Origin of the sequence: Streptomyces sp. NPDC050988, from assembly GCF_044456225.1 — a bacterium.
GTDB lineage: Bacteria > Actinomycetota > Actinomycetes > Streptomycetales > Streptomycetaceae > Streptomyces.
In genome coordinates this window covers 326530-346587 of sequence record NZ_JBITFQ010000002.1, presented here as the reverse complement: position 1 = coordinate 346587, position 20058 = coordinate 326530, and the positions used below count along the sequence as shown (strand labels likewise).

At 69.9% G+C, this 20058-nt stretch carries 18 protein-coding genes and 1 pseudogene; 10 read left to right on the top strand and 9 right to left on the bottom strand.

The features are described 5' to 3' along the window. Positions 1-99: 99 nt before the first annotated feature. The gene (locus tag ACIBEI_RS06380; RefSeq protein WP_398885645.1) at positions 100-558 is read left to right on the top strand and encodes an SRPBCC family protein; all 459 of its coding nucleotides are present in this window, start codon (positions 100-102) and stop codon (positions 556-558) included. 117 nt (positions 559-675) lie between these two features. Here ACIBEI_RS06380 and ACIBEI_RS06375 read toward each other — a convergent pair whose 3' ends face one another. Next, positions 676-1503 carry an SDR family NAD(P)-dependent oxidoreductase gene (locus ACIBEI_RS06375; protein WP_398885643.1) on the bottom strand — a complete coding sequence of 276 codons (828 nt, stop codon included), beginning with the start codon at positions 1501-1503 and terminating at the stop codon, positions 676-678. A 198-nt stretch (positions 1504-1701) separates the two neighbouring features. On the opposite strand from ACIBEI_RS06375, the gene ACIBEI_RS06370 reads away from it, so the two are divergent. Beyond that, on the top strand, positions 1702-2604 hold the full coding sequence (locus tag ACIBEI_RS06370) for a helix-turn-helix transcriptional regulator (protein ID WP_398885641.1): 903 nt from the start codon (positions 1702-1704) through the stop codon (positions 2602-2604). A 31-nt stretch (positions 2605-2635) separates the two neighbouring features. Here the strand turns inward: ACIBEI_RS06370 and ACIBEI_RS06365 are convergent, their stop codons facing one another. The 4 genes from ACIBEI_RS06365 to ACIBEI_RS06350 form a co-directional block, all read right to left on the bottom strand. Continuing rightward, positions 2636-3376, bottom strand: a complete 741-nt coding sequence (locus ACIBEI_RS06365; protein WP_398885639.1) for an RNA polymerase subunit sigma — start codon at positions 3374-3376, stop codon at positions 2636-2638. A gap of 58 nt (positions 3377-3434) precedes the next feature. Then, positions 3435-5135: an L-aspartate oxidase gene (locus ACIBEI_RS06360; protein ID WP_398886311.1), complete on the bottom strand. Its 1701-nt coding sequence runs from the start codon at positions 5133-5135 to the stop codon at positions 3435-3437. 281 nt (positions 5136-5416) lie between these two features. Beyond that, positions 5417-6313: an RNA polymerase sigma-70 factor gene (locus ACIBEI_RS06355; protein WP_398885637.1), complete on the bottom strand. Its 897-nt coding sequence runs from the start codon at positions 6311-6313 to the stop codon at positions 5417-5419. Positions 6314-6530: 217 nt separating this feature from the next. Continuing rightward, the gene (locus ACIBEI_RS06350; RefSeq protein ID WP_398885635.1) at positions 6531-7004 is read right to left on the bottom strand and encodes a carboxymuconolactone decarboxylase family protein; all 474 of its coding nucleotides are present in this window, start codon (positions 7002-7004) and stop codon (positions 6531-6533) included. 276 nt (positions 7005-7280) lie between these two features. Here ACIBEI_RS06350 and ACIBEI_RS06345 point away from each other — a divergent pair. The 5 genes and pseudogenes from ACIBEI_RS06345 to ACIBEI_RS06325 form a co-directional block, all read left to right on the top strand. Beyond that, a pseudogene (locus tag ACIBEI_RS06345) lies at positions 7281-7775 on the top strand (nitroreductase); the annotation flags it as partial. Between the two features lie 383 nt (positions 7776-8158). After that, positions 8159-9052 (top strand): patatin-like phospholipase family protein, encoded by an 894-nt coding sequence (locus ACIBEI_RS06340; protein ID WP_398885633.1) that lies wholly within the window; start codon positions 8159-8161, stop codon positions 9050-9052. Then, entirely contained in the window at positions 9049-10269 is a 1221-nt protein-coding gene (locus tag ACIBEI_RS06335) for a macrolide family glycosyltransferase (RefSeq protein WP_398885631.1), read from the top strand. The genes ACIBEI_RS06340 and ACIBEI_RS06335 overlap by 4 nt, the downstream gene beginning before the upstream one ends. A gap of 3 nt (positions 10270-10272) precedes the next feature. Then, entirely contained in the window at positions 10273-10755 is a 483-nt protein-coding gene (locus ACIBEI_RS06330) for a hypothetical protein (RefSeq protein WP_398885629.1), read from the top strand. Next, positions 10752-11684, top strand: coding sequence for a hypothetical protein (locus ACIBEI_RS06325; RefSeq protein WP_398885627.1), 933 nt, complete (start codon positions 10752-10754; stop codon positions 11682-11684). Before ACIBEI_RS06330 ends, ACIBEI_RS06325 begins: the two co-directional genes overlap by 4 nt. Positions 11685-11783: 99 nt before the next feature. On the opposite strand, the gene ACIBEI_RS06320 is transcribed toward ACIBEI_RS06325, so the two are convergent. After that, a complete protein-coding gene (locus ACIBEI_RS06320) occupies positions 11784-13895 on the bottom strand; it encodes a LamG-like jellyroll fold domain-containing protein (RefSeq protein WP_398886309.1) in 2112 nt (703 codons plus the stop codon). A gap of 336 nt (positions 13896-14231) precedes the next feature. Between ACIBEI_RS06320 and ACIBEI_RS06315 the strand changes: the two genes are divergently transcribed. The 3 genes from ACIBEI_RS06315 (at position 14232) to ACIBEI_RS06305 (ending at position 16440) form a co-directional block, all read left to right on the top strand. Then, the gene (locus tag ACIBEI_RS06315) at positions 14232-14726 is read left to right on the top strand and encodes a hypothetical protein (protein ID WP_398885625.1); all 495 of its coding nucleotides are present in this window, start codon (positions 14232-14234) and stop codon (positions 14724-14726) included. Further along, the gene (locus ACIBEI_RS06310; protein WP_266756977.1) at positions 14726-15301 is read left to right on the top strand and encodes a helix-turn-helix domain-containing protein; all 576 of its coding nucleotides are present in this window, start codon (positions 14726-14728) and stop codon (positions 15299-15301) included. The genes ACIBEI_RS06315 and ACIBEI_RS06310 overlap by 1 nt, the downstream gene beginning before the upstream one ends. Positions 15302-15378: 77 nt before the next feature. Continuing rightward, entirely contained in the window at positions 15379-16440 is a 1062-nt protein-coding gene (locus ACIBEI_RS06305; RefSeq protein WP_398885622.1) for a threonine aldolase family protein, read from the top strand. 52 nt (positions 16441-16492) lie between these two features. Here the strand turns inward: ACIBEI_RS06305 and ACIBEI_RS06300 are convergent, their stop codons facing one another. The 3 genes from ACIBEI_RS06300 to ACIBEI_RS06290 are packed head-to-tail and all read right to left on the bottom strand — an operon-like array spanning position 16493 to position 19988. Beyond that, on the bottom strand, positions 16493-17869 hold the full coding sequence (locus ACIBEI_RS06300) for a dihydrolipoamide acetyltransferase family protein (protein WP_398885620.1): 1377 nt from the start codon (positions 17867-17869) through the stop codon (positions 16493-16495). A gap of 17 nt (positions 17870-17886) precedes the next feature. Beyond that, positions 17887-18855, bottom strand: coding sequence for an alpha-ketoacid dehydrogenase subunit beta (locus ACIBEI_RS06295; RefSeq protein ID WP_398885618.1), 969 nt, complete (start codon positions 18853-18855; stop codon positions 17887-17889). After that, positions 18852-19988, bottom strand: a complete 1137-nt coding sequence (locus ACIBEI_RS06290; protein ID WP_398885616.1) for a thiamine pyrophosphate-dependent dehydrogenase E1 component subunit alpha — start codon at positions 19986-19988, stop codon at positions 18852-18854. The genes ACIBEI_RS06295 and ACIBEI_RS06290 overlap by 4 nt, the downstream gene beginning before the upstream one ends. Between the last annotated feature and the right edge of the window lie 70 nt (positions 19989-20058).

The window sequence follows — 20058 nt, the reverse complement described above, 5'->3', positions numbered from 1 at the left end:
GCGTGTGGGCGAGGTGGTTCCCGCGCGGCACGGCGGTCCGGCGGACGTCTGCCGAAGGGGCGCGTCGGCGCGGAGCGGCTCGACCTATCAGGAGTGCCGATGTCAGGACAGTTCGAAGCGACGGTCGAGGTCGATCGGCCCGTGGAAGAGGTGTTCGCCTACCTCGCCGACGGACGCAACGACCCGCAGTTCAGCCCCCGGGTACTGAAGATCGAACGGATTCCCGACACCCCCACGGCCGAGGGCACCGTCTTCCGGAGCACCGTCAAGGACGCAGGGATGAAGACCGCCAGGGAGTTCCGCATCACCACCCTCGAAGCCCCGGTGAGGATCCGGTGGGCCGAGGTGACGAAGAACAGCGTGACGGCACGCGAAGGCGGCTACGACCTGGAGTCGCTGGCGGACGGCAGGACCCGGGTCCGTATCTTCAACGTCCTGGAAGGCCACGGGCTGGGCAAGCTCCTCGTCGGCCTGGCACTGGCCGCCGCCCGCAAGGACGCCGACGGTTTCGGTTCCCGGATCAAGACGGCGGCCGAAGCGGCGATCAGCCCGCGCTGACGCCGAGCAGAGGCTCCTGTCCGCTGCTTGGCTCCAGTCGGCGTCGGCCGCACGCGTCAGCACACCGCCGGGCCCGCAACAAGAGGGGCCCGGCTCGTGTGCCGTGGTATGGGTTGGTCAGGCCCGTTCGCCCACCGGTACGCGCGGGAAGGACTCCCAGCGGTCGAGTTCGGCCAGGCGGGAGCGGAGCGAGGCCCGGATGTGTTCGACGGCGTCCGCGCCGACGGCCAGGCGCAGGGGCGGCTCGTCCAGTTCCGCGACCGCCATGATGGCGTCCGCGACGGTGGCGGGGTCGCCGAACGCCTCGGGCGGCAGCGCGGAGAAGTCGGTGAGGAACTGTCCGACGGTCGGCAGGTAGACGTCGTTCGGGGCGATGACCTGGAGGCTGGTGGAGAACTCGGTGGCGTAGGTGCCCGGTTCGACGATGGTGACCTTGACGCCGGTGGGGGCCAGTTCGTGGGCCAGGGCCTCGCTGATCAGTTCCACGGCACCCTTGGACGCCGAGTAGAGGCCCGAGGAGGGCCAGGCTAACTGGCCGATGAGCGAGGAGGTCTGCAGAATCCGGCCTCGGGCGGCCCGCAGGGCGTGGAGTGTGGCGCGCAGGACGGCGAGGTTGGCCAGCACGTTGGTGTCGAAGATCGCGCGCGCCGCATCCGCGTCGACCTGTTCGACGGAGCCGAACAGTCCGTAGCCGGCGTTGTTCAGCAGGACGTCCAGGCCTCCCGCGGAACGCACGGCCTCGGCCAGGACGTCCTGTGCATCGGGCGCGGTGATGTCGAGGGCGACCGGGGTGACCCGTCCGCGCGGGGCGCTCTCGGCGAGTTCGGCGAGCCGGTCGCTGCGTCGGCCGACCGCGATCACGTGGGCGCCGCCGGCGAGCGCGCGTTCGGCGACCAGGCGGCCGAAGCCGGAGGTCGCGCCGGTGATGAGCCAGGTGGAAGGCATGGCGAGACTTTCTGTGGTGGGCCGTGCGTCGGACGTACGGTCCGGTGCACGGGACGGGAGCACCGCTGTGGTGTGCCGCTCTCCAGCCAGCCGCCGAGACAGGCGTACGGCGGCCACGGGATTGGCCCGCTCCTTCCTGGGATCCGCAGGGCCACCTTTGCCGGGACACGGCGGGCCGGCACCGGCGACCATGGGGTCATGGAGCGCAACGAGGGACTCGGTGATTTCCTGCGCGCCCGGCGCGCGGCACTGGATCCGCAGCAGTTCGGTATCCGTGACGTGGCCCCGCGCAGGGTCCCCGGGCTGCGCAGGGAGGAACTGGCCGCGCTGGCGGGCGTCAGCGTGGACTACTACACGCGCCTGGAACAGGGCAGGCCCATCACGCCCTCGGAAGCCGTCCTGGACGCGCTCGCGGACGCTCTGCAGCTCGATCCGGCGGAACGCAGCTATCTGCACGCGGTGGCGCGTCGGCCCGCCACGAGCCGGCGCCGCACACCCCGTACCGTGCAGAAGGTACGTCCCGGTGTGCATGCGCTGCTCGCGCGTCTCGGGGACACCCCGGCCTTCGTACTGGGGCGCCGTACCGACATCCTGGCGAGCAACCGGATGGCCCGCGCCCTGCTCGCCGACTTCGGCGCGATGCCGGTCCGGGACCGGAACGCCGTGCGCTGGGTCATCCTCGACGAGGCCGCGCGGTCGCTCTTCGCACAGGACTGGGAGAAGGCCGCCTCCATGTTCGTCGGGACGCTGCGGATGGATGCCGCCCGCCACCCCGACGACACACGGACCGCCGAACTGGTGGGGGAGCTGTCCATGAAGAGCGACCGCTTCCTGCGCTGGTGGGCCGGACAGCAGGTCGTCGAGCCCAGCCACGGCACCAAGACCCTCCACCACCCGATCGCCGGCCGTCTCACCCTCCGCACCGAGGCACTGACCTTCCCCGGCGACCCCGACCAGACCCTGTTCACCTTCCTCGCCGACCCCGGATCACCGTCGGACGAGGCCCTGACGGTGCTCTCCGCATGGGCCGCCGACCATGCCCGCGCCGCTCGCTCGACACCCGACACCTCACAGACACCGAGGGCAACGCCGTACGGGTGACGCAGACAGCCGTCGCCAAGGCGGGAGTCGCTCAACTCCCGTGACCGGGGCCGCCCCTGTTCCGTGACTGGTTCCAGGAGCGGAGCTTGTCCGGGTTGAGGGTGACCCAGACCTGTACGACATGGCGAGCATCGATGTCGAGGCTGATGACGACGGCGACCTGACGGTCGTAGCGCACGACGATTCCGGTGCGGCCGTTGACCGAGTGGGTGTGCAAGGTGATGAGCGGGCGCAGGGCGACCAGGGCCAGCAGGCTGCGGGCGACGTGCAGGTTGCCGTGGACGGGCCCGGTCGGCGCGCGCACCTTGCCGCCGCCGTCGAAGAACGCCGTCACGTCGCGTGCCAGCAGAGAGGACAGAAGAGGCGCGTCCTCGGTGACGCAAGCCTGCCGGACAGTACCGACCACGGCGTCGTGCTGCCGCGGTGTGGTGGGACGCGAGCGCATGGCCCGCAGACTGTGCAGCGCGCGGTCGGCCGGTTCGGCGTACTCCGGCCCTGTCCGTCCCGCGGTGTCCACGGCCGTGGACACCGAATCCGGCGGGTTCGGCCGAGCCTGGCAGCAGATTCTGCCCACGACCTCCTCGAGCCAGGCCCGAGGGGTCGTGATCCGCGCCCGCGTCGCGCTGGACAGCTCGTACCACCGCCGGTAGGTCTCGGCGATGACATCCTCCGCCTCGCGGCGGCTGCCGAGCATCCCGTGCGCGACGTCCAGGAGATGCCGCCGTTCGTCGAGCAGATCGGCGATCGACACCGAATCACCTGCATCGTTCATACGGCGTCCTCCACTCGCACGGCACCGCACGGAACAGGCGACCGCCCCGATGGGCCGGTCACTCCACGAGCTTGCCTTCGGTGGACACCTCTTCCATCACTGTCGCGATCTCGTCCGGGACGGGTGCGATGCTCTCGCGCGTGATTCCCGTCTTCGGGGACCAGACGAGGTTGACCTGCAGTGCCGGATCCATGTCCGGGTAGTCGCTGCGGTTGTGGCAGCCCCGGGACTCGCGGCGCTCGATCGCCGCTTCGATCGTGGCGCGCGCGGCGAGGGCCGCGGACTTGAGGTCGAAGGCGTGCGCGAGATCCTGGAAACCGGCGATGTCCGGGTGGATCCCGACGTTCTCCATGCGCGCGTCGATCTCGGCCAGCTCCACCAGACCGGCGCGCAGTCCTTCCTCGTCGCGGACGACACCAGCGTGCTCGGTCATGGTGTTGCGGATGGCGCGCTGGAGGGCACGCACGTTCTCGGGGCCGTCCGCGGCGAGCAGGGCGTCGATCTCGAGCCGGGCCTCGGCCTCCGCGGCCGCCGACCGCGGCTGTGCCGTGAGCCCCTTCGAGTAGGCGGCCGCGGCCTGTCCTGCGATACGGCCGAAGACCAGCAGCTCGATCAGACTGTTGCCACCGAGGCGATTGGCGCCGTGCAGGCCACTGGAGGCCTCGCCGATGGCGTACAGGCCGCGTACGTCGGTGCTGTGGTCGTCGGGACTGACCCACACCCCGCCCATCGAGTAGTGAGCGGTCGGCGCGATCTCGATCGGATCGCGGGTGATGTCCAGCATCTGCAGGTCCAGCAGCGTCTGGTACACCCTCGGCAGGCGGCTCATGATCGTCTGTCGGGGCAGGTGGGACACGTCGAGCCACACACCGCCCTTGGACGTGCCACGGCCCTCCCGGATCTCCGTGTAGGAGGCGAGGGCGACGCGGTCACGCGTGGACAGTTCCATGCGCTCGGGGTCGTACCGGGACATGAACCGCTCACCGAGCGCGTTGCGCAGGATGCCGCCCTCACCGCGGGCAGCCTCGCTGACCAGGGTGCCGGCCGCGTTCTCGGGCTCGATGATTCCCGAGGGGTGGAACTGCACCAGTTCGGGGTCGCGCAGACGGCCACCGGCCTCCACTGCCAGCCGGAACGAGTCTCCGGTGTTCTCGTCGCGCCGCGAGGACGTACGTCGCCAGATTCGGGTGTGACCGCCCGCCGCGAGAATGACGGCGTCGGCGTGGATCAGGTAGCGCGTCCCGTCGTTGAGATCGAAGCCGTAGGCGCCGAACACCGCACCGTCGTGCACCAGGAGCCGGGTGATGTAGACGCTGTCGAGCATGCGGACCCGCAACTGGCTCGCGCGCCTGACCAGCGTGCGCTGGATCTCCAGACCGGTGTAGTCACCCGCGAAGGCGGTGCGCCGGAACTTGTGCGCGCCGAAGAAGCGCTGGGAGATGCGGCCGTCCTCCTCCCGGGCGAAAGCCATGCCGTAGCGCTCCAGGTCGTCGATGCCCAGGGCGGCCCCCTGGGTGACGATCTCGACGGTGCGGGGATCGGCGAGGAGATAGCTCTCCTTGAGCGTGTCCGCGGCGTGCTGCTGCCAGCTGTCCTCGGGGTCCATGGTGGCCAGAGCCGCGTTGATGCCCCCCGCCGCCAGGGCCGTGTGCGCGTCCTCCTTGGGACGCTTGCCGACGGCCAGGACGTCCATGCCTGCCTCGGCCAGCTCGATGGACGCCCGTAGTCCCGCTCCGCCCGTTCCGATCACCAACACCATGGTGGACAGGCGTTGCTCGGTGATAGCCACGTTCCGCTCCGATCACTTGGTTCGTCACTGAGTACGACCGGTTGATCCCGCCGTTTGTGACATCGGGCCCATGACTCCCGCACCTGATCAGGCGTTTCTGCCGCATCCGCGCGGCATGCCCAGTCCGACCTGGCCACTCGCGCCCCACTATTTTCGCACCGGCCGAGGTGGCTTGAGGGCAGGCGCAGGGGTCATGGTTCACCCCGGCTGCGGTCGTACCGCGAGCCGGTCCTGCGGATCTCGGACGACGATCAGGCGGCCAGCGAGGCCACATAGGGCGCCAGCTTGGCCGGATTCATCACCCACATGATGCGTTCGAGGCCGCGGGGCGACGCGTCGACGCACAGCAGTGCGACCGGGTTGCCGCCGGAGGAGACCAGGACCGCAGGCCGGTCGTTGGCCTCGACCCAGCTGATCTCCGACCCGGGCCAGAAGCGCGGGGCGAACGCCTCGAGGTACCGGGAAACACGCTGACGCCCCACAACCGGGATCTTCGACGCGCCCCGGATGCCGCCCCCGTCGGCGTAGCTGACGACGTCCTCGGAGAGGACGTGTTCGAGCGTGGCCAGATCACCCGTCTGTGCCGCGGTGAGAAACACCTTCAGCAGGCGCTGGTGCTCCGCCCGGTCGACCGGCTCCCGCCGTTCGGCGGCCAGGTGCTTGCGCGCCCGGCTCACCAACTGCCGGGCGTTGGCCTCACTGGTGTCCACGATCTCCGCGATCTGCGGGTAGGGGTAGTCGAACGCCTGCCGCAGGACGTAGGCGGCCCGCTCCACCGGGTTCAACTTCTCGAGGACGAGAAGGACCGCCATCTCGACCGCCTCGGCGCGTTCCGCACCCACGTTCGGGTCCTGGCTGGTGTCGACCGGCTCGGGGAGCCACGGGCCCACGTATGCCTCGCGCCGCATCCGGGCGGACTGCGCCAGGTTGATCGCGAGCCGGGCGGTGACGGTCGTCAGGAAGGCCTTCGGCTCGACGACTTCCCGACGGTCGGTGTTCTGCCACCGCAGCCAGGTCTCCTGGACGATGTCCTCGGCCTCCGTTGAACTGCCGAGCACGCGGTATGCGACACCGAACAGTTGCGGTCGCGCCGCGATGAACTCCCGCGTCGCTCTCTCGAGCGAGCCGGCGTCATCCTCGGCGTGCATGGTGGCCCCTTTCGGCCAAGACAATGTTACAGCCGCTGCGGACCGCACACTCCTGGACGCCCGTGCCTCACACTGCGTCTGACCTGCTGTTTGTGTCCTTCTCGTGAGGTGAGAGGGGGACGATCCGGTGCATCGGAGTGGGCGGGGAGCCCGTCTCCCCGTCGTGGGCCGCGGCGACGAGGAGACGGACGGTGAAGTCCGGCGAGGCGGGATCGCCTCAGCCGAACATGCCTGGCTCGTAGTCCCCGGCGGGCTGCTGGTTGATGACGTTGATGCGGTTGTAGGCGTTGATGATCGCGAGGAGCGAGATCAGCGCGGCGAGCTGGTCCTCGTCGAAGTACTTCGTGGCGTTGGCCCAGGCGTCGTCAGAGACACCGCCCGCGGCGTCCGCGATGCGGGTGCCCTGTTCTGCGATCTCCAGGGCCGCGCGCTCGGCGTCGGTGAAGACCTTGGCCTCGCGCCAGACCGCCACCAGGTTCAGACGCTGCTGGGTCTCACCGGCGGCGACGGCGTCCTTGGTGTGCATGTCGGTACAGAATCCGCAGCCGTTGATCTGGCTGGCGCGGACCTTCACGAGTTCCTGGGTCGCGACCGGCAGCGTCGACTCGGCCACCACCTTGTTGGCGGAGTTGAGGTGCCTCATGACCTTGCTGGCAAGGGCGTTTCCGAAGTAGTTGACACGCGAATCCATGACGGGATCTCCTCGGTGATAGGGCGCTGACACCGAATTGACCGAGTCGCCTGGTGATCCGTGACAGCAATCGAACGTGACGTGCGCCTCCTGCGGTCTGGGTTCTTCTGGCCACGGAGGACCTCAACATCCCCCTGCAGACGCAGACGTTCATGGCCGAGCGGGCCAAGGCCACCGCCTGAGGCCTGGCCCATGGTAGTCGCGTACGAGACGGTATTGATTGATACTATCCTAGGGGTGGTCAGGCGGGAGCGCCGAGCGGATGAGGTGGCGGTCTTGGACATGTACGAAGCGGTTACGAGCCGACGGTCGGTGTGCAGATTCACCGACCGGCATGTCCCGCGGGAGGTGCTGGAGCGGGTGCTGTCCGCTGCGGCCTGGGCGTCATCCGCGCCGCACCTCCAGCCGCGGCGCGTCTACGTGCTGACCGGACGACCACTGGCCGAGTTGGAGAAAGTGCTCGGTGAACGTGATGCGGCCGTCGGCGTGCCGGCCGCCCTGTTCTGCTATGTCGACCGCGACCTGGGCCCGGCCCAGTGGTCCGACGTCGGCATGTATCTGCAGACCGTGATGCTGCTGCTCCGCGCCGAAGGGCTGCACGGCTGTACGCAGATGGCGTGGGCGAAGTGCCACCGGATGGTCGCGGAGGTTCTGTCGCCCCCGGAGGGGTTGATCCTCTTCTGCGGCATGTCGATCGACTTCGAGGGTGTCGCCGTGAGTGACACCCGTACGGGCCGACCAGGTCTCGACGAGACAGTCACGTTCGTCGACGCGATGGACGTCGCGCGCCGAGGTCACACCCCGGCGGAGGCGACGCGGCGAACGGAGAGTCCTGCCGCACGCCTCAATGGCGCACTCGGAAGAAAAATCCGACGGATAATGTCACAAATAGGACTCCCGCCCTGATGTAAATGAGGAACCGAGAACGATTCCGTGCAGCGCTGGGAGAGTTGATCTTGATGATTGCTTGTGGTCGGAGGCCGGTCTCATGGGCTCCCTCCGGTTTCGGCCGGGGCGACTCGACGAGGGGGCGTGGCCGTGAGGGGCGTCGAGCCCTGACGGCCGACCAGGGGACGCAACCCCTGGCGTCGAGCCGACAGAACCGGCCGGCCGAGGGCCCCGTATCGGCGGGCCTGCACGCCCTTCCCCGTCCCGTGGCCGTCGTGGTGGGTGCCGGTGGCGTGCTCGGAGCCGCGCACGTCGGCGTCGGGAGCGCTCTGGAGCAGCGCGGGTTCGTCCCGGACATGATCATCGGCACCTCGGTCGGCGCTCTCAACGGCGCCATCGCGGCCGCCCACCCGGACACGGCCGCGCCCTGGCTGGACCACGTATGGACCCGGCTGAGCCGCCGCGAGGTGTATCCGCTGGGCTTCCTGGCCTCGCGGGCCAGTGTCTTCACCGACCGCGGCCTGCGCCGACTGATTGCCGGGGCCGGGCTGCCGTCCCGGATCGAGGAGCTGGCGGTCCCGTTCACCGCGGTGGCGATGGACCTGGCCACCGGTGCTCCGGCGTTGCTCGACCACGGAGACCTCGAGTCGGCGCTGCTGGCCAGCGCGGCCGTTCCCGGCATGCTGCCCCCGGTGGAACGCGAGGGCAGGACGCTGGTCGACGGAGGTGTGATCGCCTACGTCCCGGTGCTGGCGGCACTGCGGGCCGGGGCGGCCAGTGTGGTGGTGCTGTCGACCGGACCGGAATGCTCACCGTTGAGCCCGACCGTCCCGCGCCGGAGGGCCGGTGCGATCGCCGCGAGGGCCGGGCTGCTGTTGATGCACCATCAGATCGAGCGTGATCTGCACGAGGTGGCCCGGCGCATTCCGACCGTCGTGCTGCCGACCGGCATCGAGGAATGGCCCGCCCCGTGGGACTTCGGCCACTCCAAGCGGCTCATCAGCACCGCTTCCCGCACGGCGGGACGCTTTCTCGACGGCCTGCACGTCAGCGGGCCGGGCCTGTACCGGGCCGACGGCCCTCCGGCGACGTCGGACGGCCCGGCGGAAGCATCGACTTCCTCAAACTCGACTTCCTCAATATCGGGGGTGGCCCTGTGAGTACCGTCGCGTTCCTGAACATCGCCATGCACGGGCACGTCAACCCGACGCTGCCGGTGGCGGCCGAACTCGTTCGCCGCGGCCACTCCGTCACCTACCACACCTCGCCCGCCTTCCGTGAGGAGATCGAGGCCGTCGGCGCGACGGTGTGCCTCTACCCCGGGGGCGACCAGCCGCTCCCCGATCCGCCGACGCCTGTCACGTTGATGGAGGGGCTCGCGAGCACCGCCGTCCGCCTGCTGCCTCCGGTGCTCACCGACCTGCGCCGGATCCGGCCCGACCTGATCGTGCACGACAGCGCCTGTCTCTGGGGCGCGGTCGCCGCCCGCGAACTCGGAGTACCGGCCGCGTCGTCGTTCACCACGTTCGCCTTCAACCGTCACGTGCCCAGCCCCACCCGCGGTTCATGGGCCCTGCTGGCCGAGGCGGCGACTCGGCGGAACAGCCTCAAGGGCTACCTGCGGGCGCGCCGGGGGCTGCGCCGCTTCGACACGAGGGGGCTGCCCCTGCTGGACCTGGGGAACATCCGCCAGCCGCTCAACCTCGTCTACACCTCGCGGGCGTTCCAGCCTGCCGTCGAGGAGTTCGACCGGTCCTACCGGTTCGTGGGCGCGAGCATCGGAGCCCGTCCGGCCGACCCGTCGTTCCCGGCCGATCAGCTGCGGGACCCGGTGCTCTACGCCTCGCTCGGCACCGTCTTCAACGCCGACCCGCGACTGCTGCGCGGATTCGCCACGGCGCTCGCCCCGCTGGGCGGCACCGTCGTCGTCTCCACCGGGCAGACCGACCCCGCCGCGCTGGGCCCGTTGCCGCCCAACGTGCTCGCCCGCCGCTTCGTACCGCAACCGGAGGTACTGGCCCGTGCGGCGCTGTTCATCACCCACGGCGGCATGAACAGCGTCAACGAGGCCATGTACGCGGCCGTTCCGATGCTGGTGGTCCCGCAGGGTGCCGACCAGCCGATGGTGGCCCGTCGTGTCGAGGAGCTCGGCGCGGGCCTGTCGATCCGTACGCAGGACGTCACCGAGGACTCCGTACGTGCCCTCGCGGCGCGTCTGCTCCACGAACCGCGGTTCAGGGCGGCCGCTGCCACCTTGCAGGGTGCTCAGCACGAGGCGGGCGGATACCGGCGTGCCGTCGACGAATGCGAGCGGTACCTGCACACGAACGTCGTGGCCGGTCGGTCGGCTCCCGTGGATCCGTCCCAGCGAGGCTGACTCATGGCACTCGTCGTCCTGTTGCTGCTCGCCGGAGTGTCGGAAGCCGCCGGGCGCATCCTGCCCGTGGCAGTGGGTCGACCTGGCATGTCGCGGACCCGGGTGGCGGGACTGCTCTGCACCGGTGGCCTCGTCGAGGCAGCTGTGTTCGCGTTGTGGCCGCTGACCGCGTGGACCCTGGCCGAACTGGTGCTGTCCTCCACGCCGGAAGGCAACGAGCTGGTCTGGACACCCGATCTGGTCGCCCCGCTGGTGCTCGCCGCCGTCCTCGCGTTCCCCTTGCTCGGGCCTTTCCTCCACCTGCTGCTCTTCGTGGCGGTCGGAGCCGGTCTGGCCGGCCCGCTCGCCGGTGCGACCGACCTGGGCTGGTGGGGCGCCGCCGGATGTGTGGCCGTCGCCGGGGCCGGGCTCGGTATCGCGGTGGAGGCCGTCCGGCGTCTGGTCGTGAGGATCAGCGCCGCCGAGGCACGGGGGCCGGTCACATGAACGCGTACCTGCTCTGGGTCTTCGCGATCGGGCCGGTCCTCATCGCCGAAGCCCTGCTCGCCCGCTACGAGGTGCTGGCCTACGGCGCCGGCTGGCGGGCACCCGTCACCAAGCTCCCGGAGGGGGTGCCGTACGCCCGTGGCGCGGCGCCCGACGATCCCCCGGACGCCTACTTGGTCTACCTGGACGGCATCGGCAAACGCCGCGTCCGCGACAGCCGGGACGGCGGCCAGCTGGTCAAGGCCTTGATCGCCAGGGCCCCGGAGCTGCGGGTACTGGGTCAGGTGCAGCCCTACTCGCCACTTGCCGCCCCGCTCGCCGAACGGCCGGTGTGGAAGTGGCTGCGCCGCCGCATCGGCCTCCTGCTGTTCCTGCACAACGTGATGCAGATCTTCGTCGCCGCCGACCAGCGGTACCGCCCCCTCTACAACCGGGCCGTCGGCTCCCAGATCGCCACTCAGCTCACGCTCGCCGGTTACCGGCCCGACAGCGGCATCCCCGTGGTGCTGCTCAGCTACAGCGGCGGCGCCCAGGTCGCCGGCGGCGCGGTCGACGAACTGCACACCCAGCTGCGCTCCCCGCTCCTGCTGATCACGCTCGGCGGCTTTCATAACGGCGCCAACGACCTCACCAGTGCCGAGCACCTGCATCGGCTGACCAGCGCGAGCGACCGGATCGAGCGAGTCGGTTCGTGGATCTTCCCGCAGCGCTGGCCGCTGTTCCGGGGGAGTGCGTGGAACCGGGCCGACCGCGCCGGGAAGATCACCGTGCACCGGCTCGACCCGGCCACCCACGTCGGGCCGTCCAGCTACGTGAGCCCGACGGCTCAACTGCCCGACGGCCGCAGCCACCTCGACCGCACCGCCGACACAGTGATCGCGCTCATCCGCGACCGCCGCGGCGTGACCGGGGCGGCGGATCACCCGTAGCCACGGGGGACTTGGACGGAGGATGGCCCGCCGGAACCTGGGTTCGGGCGGGCCGCCGCGGAGGCCGGAGGCCAGAGGCCAAGGATCAGGGATCAGGGATCAGCACAGACAAGGATCCGTACCCCATCCAAGGCCGCGGACGTCCCCGTCCCTCAGCGCACCGGAGTAGGCCTGTATCTCGTCCACGTCGCCGTGCAGGTACTCGCCCCAGCCGTCACCAGTCCTGGCCCGGCCGATCTGGAGGGCACCGGTGCTGTTCCAGCCGTTGGGCAGGCTCGCGGTCGCCTGGTCGTTGGTGTAGCCGTCGAGGTAGAGCTTGATCGTGTCGGTCGCGTCGTCGTAGACCACGGCGAGGCGATGCCCCTGGCCCTCGCCCCCGTCCGCGCCCTCGATCTGGGACGCCACCTTCTCCGGGGCTCCGGCCTCGTCCTTCTCCGGCACCACCAGTTGCCAGGTGTGCGTGGACGGCTCGTAGCGCACCTTGAAGGCGTCGGTGTGCTCACCTGCCTGCGAGAGCACGGTCATCGGGTGGGCGGGCTCGGAGTCCGCGAGGCGTACGACGACACCGAGCGTGAAACTGTCCCCGGTGTCGACGACGGGACCGTCGGCAGCGGCATACCCGCTCTCACCGTCCAGACGCAGATGCCCGTCGCCGACGAGTGGCGGCGGCACGTAGGTGCAGTCGGGATCGAGGTCCGGGATACAGGACTTGTCGGAGCCCCGATAGATCGAAGCGCCCGTGCCGAGTCGCAGCGGCACGCCGTCCGACTGCTCGGGAGTCACACCGTCCGTCGCGCTCTCCAGCGACCAGTGGCCGAGCAACTTCGGCTTGCGGTACGCCAGTTCGGCTACCTCGTCCGGCACCACGACCCGGTCGTGGACCTGTATGTCACCGATGTCCCCCTCCCACCGGTCCCGATAGCCGACCGCCCCGCGGGCCCGCCCGATCTGGAAAGCTCCGGCCGCCTCGGCGGGGGTCGCGTCGGCCGCCGTTCCGACCTCGTGGCCATTGACGTACAGCCGAGCCTTCGCGGTCTCGGCGTCATACAGACCCAGCACATGGGCCCACTCGCCGGTCTCGGGGGTGCCGCCGGACACCCGCGCGCCGCCGACCGAGAACGACCAGGCGGCACCGGAGTCCTGACGGCGCAGACCGAGGCCGAAGCCGGGAGCACCATTGGCGTCCTGGCTGGCGACGGTCATGTTCCGGCCGGTTCCGGCGGGCCGTACCCACGCGCTCACCGCGAAGGTCTTCCGGATGTCGGTCGCCGGGGCGTCCGGGGTGAGGAAACCGTGGCCGCTGCCGTCGAGAGCGACCGTGGCAGACGTCGTGGTGCCTGTGGGTACCGGGCCGCCGAAGGTCACGCCGGTGCCGGCACGGGCGGCGGTGCCGGTCTCTGCGGCGGCCGAGCGGGAGCCGGCCGGGTCGTCCAGTCTCCAGCGGGCGACGGGAGCACGGCCGGCCTTCACGTTGAACTCGTACCGGGACTCCCCGCTGCTTCGGCCCGACCGGTCGATCGCGCGGACCGTCAGCGCCTGGGGCCCCGAGGTGAGCGGCAGGTACGGAAGGGTCACGGCCGCGCCCGGACGCTCCGCGGAAACGGTTCCGTAAGGCCCGCCCATGAATCCGTACGTGTACGACACCACGTCGTCGGAGGGTGAGTCCACGGTGAAGTGGCCGTACACGCCCACTCCGTCCACCCAGAACACGTCCTCGGGGTTGGGGTATTCGGGAGAGGTGATCGTCGCCTTCGCCGGGCTCACGTCGTCGTACACGAACGAACAGACGGAGCCGTCGCCCTCGTCGCTCCACGCGGAGGTCGCCCTGCCGTCGTTCGCGCGGACGTGCCAGGAGACGACGGTGTTCGCCGGGATGTCGTCCGGCATCGTCCAGTAGTGGTGCGACCCCGACGACTGCGTGATGGTGGTGTGGCCGCGCCGCTGCTCCACTCCTGTCGCGTCCGTCCACCAGGCTTCGAACTCGCCGCTGACCGGGCTGAATTCGGAGGGCTGGTTGTCCTCCTCCGGGTCGTACAGCACCGCGTTGAGCCTGGGCGGCGCCGAAACGTACGAAGTGTCGTCGCCGGTCGCGCAGGCCTTGCTTCCCGACCGGAGATCCTGGACGAGCGGCTGCTTCGGCGGCAGGTTGTCCACCGCGTACGCCGTACCGGTGGCCGTGACGAGCAGCGCCACCGCGCAGCTCCCCACCACCGTCCGTCTGCGTCTGCCCGTCCTTCTCAACCTGGTCAACTGGCCCTCCCCTGTGAGCGCTTGAGGCTCGTGGATCACACGAGCGCCTGAAGCTAACAGAGACCACTGACATGGACCGACAGGGTTTTCCCTCACGTCGAAACTGGTAACTGCCATCCCGCTCGCAGCGTCGCCGACCGGCCAGAGTGTTCGGTATAACGAACGTCAGGTTCACTGAAGCCGGATGGTTCGGTATAGTGAACGTATGGTTCACTCAATCGAGGCCCTCGGGGTAGGCGTACAGCTCAGCGCCTACCTTGATGACACCTACCTGGAGCAGGTCGATACGCGGGTGAGGTGCGAGCCCGGATCGACCTTCGGGCCCGGACGGCGCACGCCGCGCTGCACACAGCCGGACACCTCGTCGAGGCGGTCGGGCGGATGCAGGGGTGGGAGATGGTCGCCGGCAACCATTTCCCCGGTCAGGCACGCATCGAGTTCCAGGCGCCCCGGACGGACCCGCGGCTGACCGACCCGGAAGGGCGGGAGGAAGTGACCGCCGCGCTGCGCGTGGCGGTGGCGGCCGCGGTCGCCGACGATCTGCCGGTCTTCGCACGGTGCCTCGCCGACGGACGGCGCGTGGTGCACCTGGACGAGTTGCACTCCGCGCCGTGCGGGGGCACGCATGTGCGCAGCCTCGGCGACCTGGCCGAAGTGGTGCTGCCGACGCTCAAGGTCAAGAAGGGCCGCATCCGCGTGTCGTACACCGCAACGCACGCGCCGTACTCCGCATCTCACGCGCCGTACGCCGCACCCCACGTGTCGGGCACCCCAACGCACAGGAGCCACTGATGACGCCACCACCGTCCGGCCGCCAGCCCGTGAGCAGCACCGCAGCCGCGGTCGGCGCGAAGATCCGCCTGCGCCGTCAGCAGCGCGGTATGAGCGCCGCGGAGATGGCCCGGCGAGCCGGGCTGAGCAAGGCCACGCTGTCGCAGTTGGAGGCCGGCAACGGCAATCCGACGATCGACACCCTGGACGCGATCGCGGTCGCCCTGCGCATCCCGATCGCCGATCTGCTCGCGCGCGACGCCGACACCGGGCCGGTGTTCCGGCCGGGCACGGACGTTGAGCCCGGCGAGGTCTCCCGGGAACTGTTGCGCCGTATCAGCAGCGGCAACAGCCTGGAGATCTGGCGGCTGCGCATCCCGGCCGAGACCGAGCTGCCCGGAGTCCCGCACGCCACCGGCACGATCGAGCACCTGCTCATCGCCACCGGGCACGTAACCGCCGGCCCGGTCGATGCCCCGCAGGACCTGGGTCCCGGCGACATGCTCGCCTTCGCCGGTGACGCCCCGCACTTCTACCGCACCGGCGCCGAGGAAGTGGACATCACCGTCGTCTTCGCCTCGCCCATCAGCACTTGAGACCCCAGCACTTGGGACCCCACGCCTGAGACCTCAGCACTTGAGGCCTCAGCACTTGAGACCAAGGAAGACCCCGCATGAGCACCACCATCGCCATCACTCCCTCCAGCCGTGCCTTCAGCAGCGACAACATGGCCGGGGCCTCCCCGCAGATAGCCCGGGCAGTAGCCGACGCGGCCGCCGGACAGGTCCTGCCGTACGGCAACGACCCCTACACCGACAGCGCCCGCCGCAGGCTCGGCGAGATCTTCGAGCGGGACGTCGATGTCTTCCCGGTCTCCACCGGGTCCGCCGCCAACGGCCTGAGTCTGGCCGCCCTCACCCCGCCGTGGGGCAGCGTGCTCTCGCACCCCGACAGCCACATCAACACCGATGAATGCGGCGCCCCGGAGTTCTTCACCAACGGTGCCAAGCTCGTCGGTGTCCCAGGCCCCGACAGCAAGATCGACCCCGATGCGTTGCGGGCGGCGGTGCGCCGGCGGGCCGGTGACGTGCACAGCGTGCAGCCGTCCGCGGTGAGCATCAGCCAGGCGACCGAGAGCGGCAGCGTCTACACCGTGGAGGAGATCCGCCGCCTGTCCACCATCGCCAAGGACGCGGGACTGCGCGTCCACATGGACGGCGCGCGCTTCGCCAACGCCCTGGTGCATCTCGGCGTCACCCCGGGCGAGATGACCTGGAAGGCCGGCATCGACGTCCTGTCCTTCGGCGCCACCAAGAACGGCGCGATGACCGCCGACGCGATCGTCTCCTTCGACCCCGCACTCGCCGCCGAGCTGGCCTTCCGCGCCAAGCGCGCCGGCCAGCTCGCCTCCAAGATGCGCTTCCACACGGCCCAGATCGACGCCTACCTCACCGACGGACTGTGGCTGCGCAACGCCCGCCAGGCCAACGCGATGGCCACCCGGCTCGGCGACGGCCTCAAGTCCACCCCCGGCGCGGGCTTGTTGGCCACTCCGCAGGCCAACATCCTCTTCTGCCGCCTGCCGCAGCAGGTCACCGAAGGACTCCTCGCCGAGGGCTACGTCTTTTACCACGACCGCTGGGAACCGGGCATCGTCCGGTTCGTCACCGCCTTCTCCCACAGCGCCGACGACATCGACCAACTCCTCGACGCGGTCCGTCGCCACACACGCTGACCGACTTCCGGCACCTCGCCCGGGTGCGCCCGTACTCAGGAGAAGAGCCGCTTCAGAGCATCGCCAGCCCGGGATCGTGCAGGAAGGCGCCGAGGTCGGCCAGTAGCTGGGAGCCCTGCTGGCCGTCGACGAGCCGATGGTCGAAGGACAGCGCCAGTTGAGTGACCCACCGGGGCTCGATCTTCTCGGCGCCCGAGGCGTCGGTCACGACCCAGGGGGTGCGGCGGATGGCGCCCACGGCGAGGATGGCCGCCTCGCCCGGGTTGAGGATCGGCGTTCCTGTGTCCACACCGAACACGCCGACGTTCGTGATGGTGATGGTCCCGTCCATCATCGACTGGGGCGTTGTCCTGCCGTCGCGGGCTGTGCTGGTGAGCGCGGCGAGAGCTTCGGCGAGTTCGCGCAGCGACATCCGGTCGGCGTGCTTGATGTTGGGGACGATGAGGCCTCGCCCGGTCGCGGCGGCGATGCCCAGATTGACGTAGTGCTTGAGTACGATCTCCTGCGCCGGTTCGTCCCAACTGGCGTTCGCCTCAGGGGTGTTGCGCAAGGCCAACAGGAGTGCCCGAGCCACGAACAGCAGCGGAGTGACGCGCAGATCACGGAACTCGCGGCGGGCGGCCACCGTTTCGCGGAGCCGCATGGTCGCCGTGACGTCGACCGTCATGAACTCGGTGACGTGCGGTGCCGTGAAGGCGGAGGCGACCATCGCGGCCGCCGTGTGCTTGCGTACGCCGCGAATCGGGATGCGGGTCTCGGCCGTGGCCTCCGGGATCGCGGGCTTCGGAGCTTCCGCCACCACGTGTTCCACCAATACGTGTTCCGCCACCACGTGTTCGGCCTCCGCCGCCCGGCGTACGTCGTCGCGGGTGACGGTGGCGCCAGGGCCTGTGGGTGTGACGACGCTGATGTCGACCCCCAGGTCCTTGGCGAGTTTGCGGACAGGGGGCTTGGCCGCTGTCCGCTCTGTGGCCGGTGCCGGTGCCGGTGCCGCTGCTGGCGCTGCGGCCGATGGCTGGACGGGAGTCGACGCTGCCGACTGGTGTGCGGGTGGGGCCCCTGGCCGACGGCGTCTGCGGCGACCGCTGCCCTCCTGCGGGCCGTACCCCACCAGCAGCGCCTCCCTGTCGGGAGCCGGCGCCGCGTCCGTGGTCGGAGGTTCCGTCACTTCGGGAGTTGCGCTGACATCACTGAGGACGGTGATGAGGGGTTCGCCCACGGGCAGGGTCTCCCCTTCCTTCGCGTGCAGTGTTCCGACAACACCCGCGTACGGAGAGGGGAGTTCAACGGCGGCCTTGGCCGTTTCCACCTCGACGATGACCTGGTTGATCTCCACGGAGTCGCCCACCCGCACGGCCCACTGGAGAATCTCCGCCTCGGTGAGGCCCTCGCCGACATCGGGCAGCAGGAAGACTTGCTCTTTCGACACGGTGACCCGCTCCTCCTCTAGTAACTCAGGCTGTGGTCGAGGGCATCGAGGATCCGGTCGACCCCCGGAAGCCAGTCCGACTCGAGGCGGCTCGGCGGGTAAGGGGTGTCGTATCCGGTGATCCGGAGGACCGGCGCTTCGAGGAAGTGGAACTCCTCCTGCTGGATCCGCGCGGCCAGCTCCGCCCCGAACCCGTGGGACAGGGAGGCCTCGTGGGTGACCAGGGCCCGGCCGGTGCGGTGGACCGACTCCCGTACGGTGTCCAGGTCCAGCGGTGACAGGCTGCGCAGGTCGATGACCTCGACGCTGCGGCCCTCTTCGGCAGCGGCATCGGCTGCTTCGAGAGCCGCCGCGACCATGGGGCCGTACGCGATGAGGGTGGCGTCGGTGCCGGCCCGCAGCACCCGGGCCCGGTCGAACGGTGCCGGCGTCCCGTCCGTCACCTCGCCCTTGGTCCAGTAGTGCCGCTTGGGTTCGAGGAAGATCACGGGGTCGTCGTCGTCCACGGCCTGGCGGATCATGTCGTACGCGTCCTGCGGGTTGGAGCACGCGACGACCTTGAGCCCGGCGGTGTGGGCGAAGTAGACCTCGGGCGATTCCGAGTGGTGCTCGATGGAGCCGATGCCGCCGCCGAACGGGATGCGGATGACCACGGGCAGGGTGATGACACCGCCCGAGCGGTGCCGGAGCTTCGCGAGCTGGCTGATGATCTGGTTGACGGCCGGGTAGACGAAGCCGTCGAACTGGATCTCGCACACCGGCCGGTAACCGCGCATGGCGAGACCGATCGCGGAGCCGACGATGCCCGCCTCACCGAGAGGGGTGTCGATGACTCTCAGGCTTCCGAACTCCTTCTGCAGGCCGTCGGTGACGCGGAACACGCCACCCAGCCGTCCGATGTCCTCGCCCATCAGCAGGACCTTGGGATCGTCCGCCAGGGCTTTGCGAAGCCCGTTGTTGAGGGCCTTGACCATGGAGATGCTCATCGAGTGGCTCCGATCTCCTGGCCGGCGGCGAGGTACTCCGAGTGCTCGGCCAGTTGGCGCCTGAGCTCGGCCGGCATGTCGGTGTGGGTGTTCTCGAAGGACGAGGCATGGTCCGGCGTGGGCAGTGCCCGGCAGCCGGCCCTCAGATGTTCGGCCAGTTCCTGTTCTCGTCGCTCGATGTCGGCGAAGTACTCCGCACCGACATCGCCGCTCGCTGTGAGATGAAGCCGCAGCCGCTCCAACGGATCCTTGGCCGCCCACTCGTCGGTCTCTGCGGACGGGCGGTAGCGGGTGGCGTCGTCGGCGGTGGTGTGGGCGTTGATGCGGTAGGTCACCGCCTCGATCAGGGTCGGCCCACCACCGGACCGGGCACGGGTCAGCGCTTCACGGGTCGCCGCGAGACAGGCCAGCACGTCGTTGCCGTCGACGGACACGCCGGGAAAGCCGAACCCGGCCGCGCGCTGAGCGACGGGGACACGGCTCTGCACGCTGTAGGGAGCGGAGATGGCCCACTGGTTGTTCTGACAGAAGAACACCACCGGGAGGTTCTGGGCAGCGGCCCAGAGGAACGCCTCGTTGGTCTCGCCCTCGCTCAGGGCTCCGTCACCGAGGAAGACCAGCACCGCGGTGTCGCGGGCGTCGTCTCCGGAGCCGATCACGTCGTCCCGAACCAGGCCCATGGCGTACCCGACCGCATGCAGGGTCTGCGCGCCGATGACCAGGGTGTAGAGGCCGAAGCGACGCTCGTACGGGTTCCAGCCGCCCAGTGTCGAACCGCGGAAGAGGCCGAGGAGCGACACCGGATCGAGCCCGCGGCACCAGGCCACGCCGTGCTCACGGTAGGTGGGAAACACCATGTCCTGCTCGGCGAGCGCGTACGCCGCACCGACCTGGGCCGCCTCCTGACCGCGAAGTGAGGGCCACAGACCCAGTTCGCCCTGACGCTGGAGCGCGATCGCCTCGGTATCCAGGCGGCGGACCAGCGCCATGTCCCGATAGAGGGCCAACAGATCGATCGCGGAAGGGAGTTCGAGTCTGTTGTCGGGTTCAAGTACACCCGCGGGCGAGAGGAACTGGATCGGACCGTCGACGGGTTCGGCGTCCGCGGTCGACTTGGCTTGCTTACGTGGCATCACGGCTCTCGTTTCGGATGCGCCGGTAGGGGCGCCGGCGGAGTACTGGACTTGCGAGCACCGCCGCGCG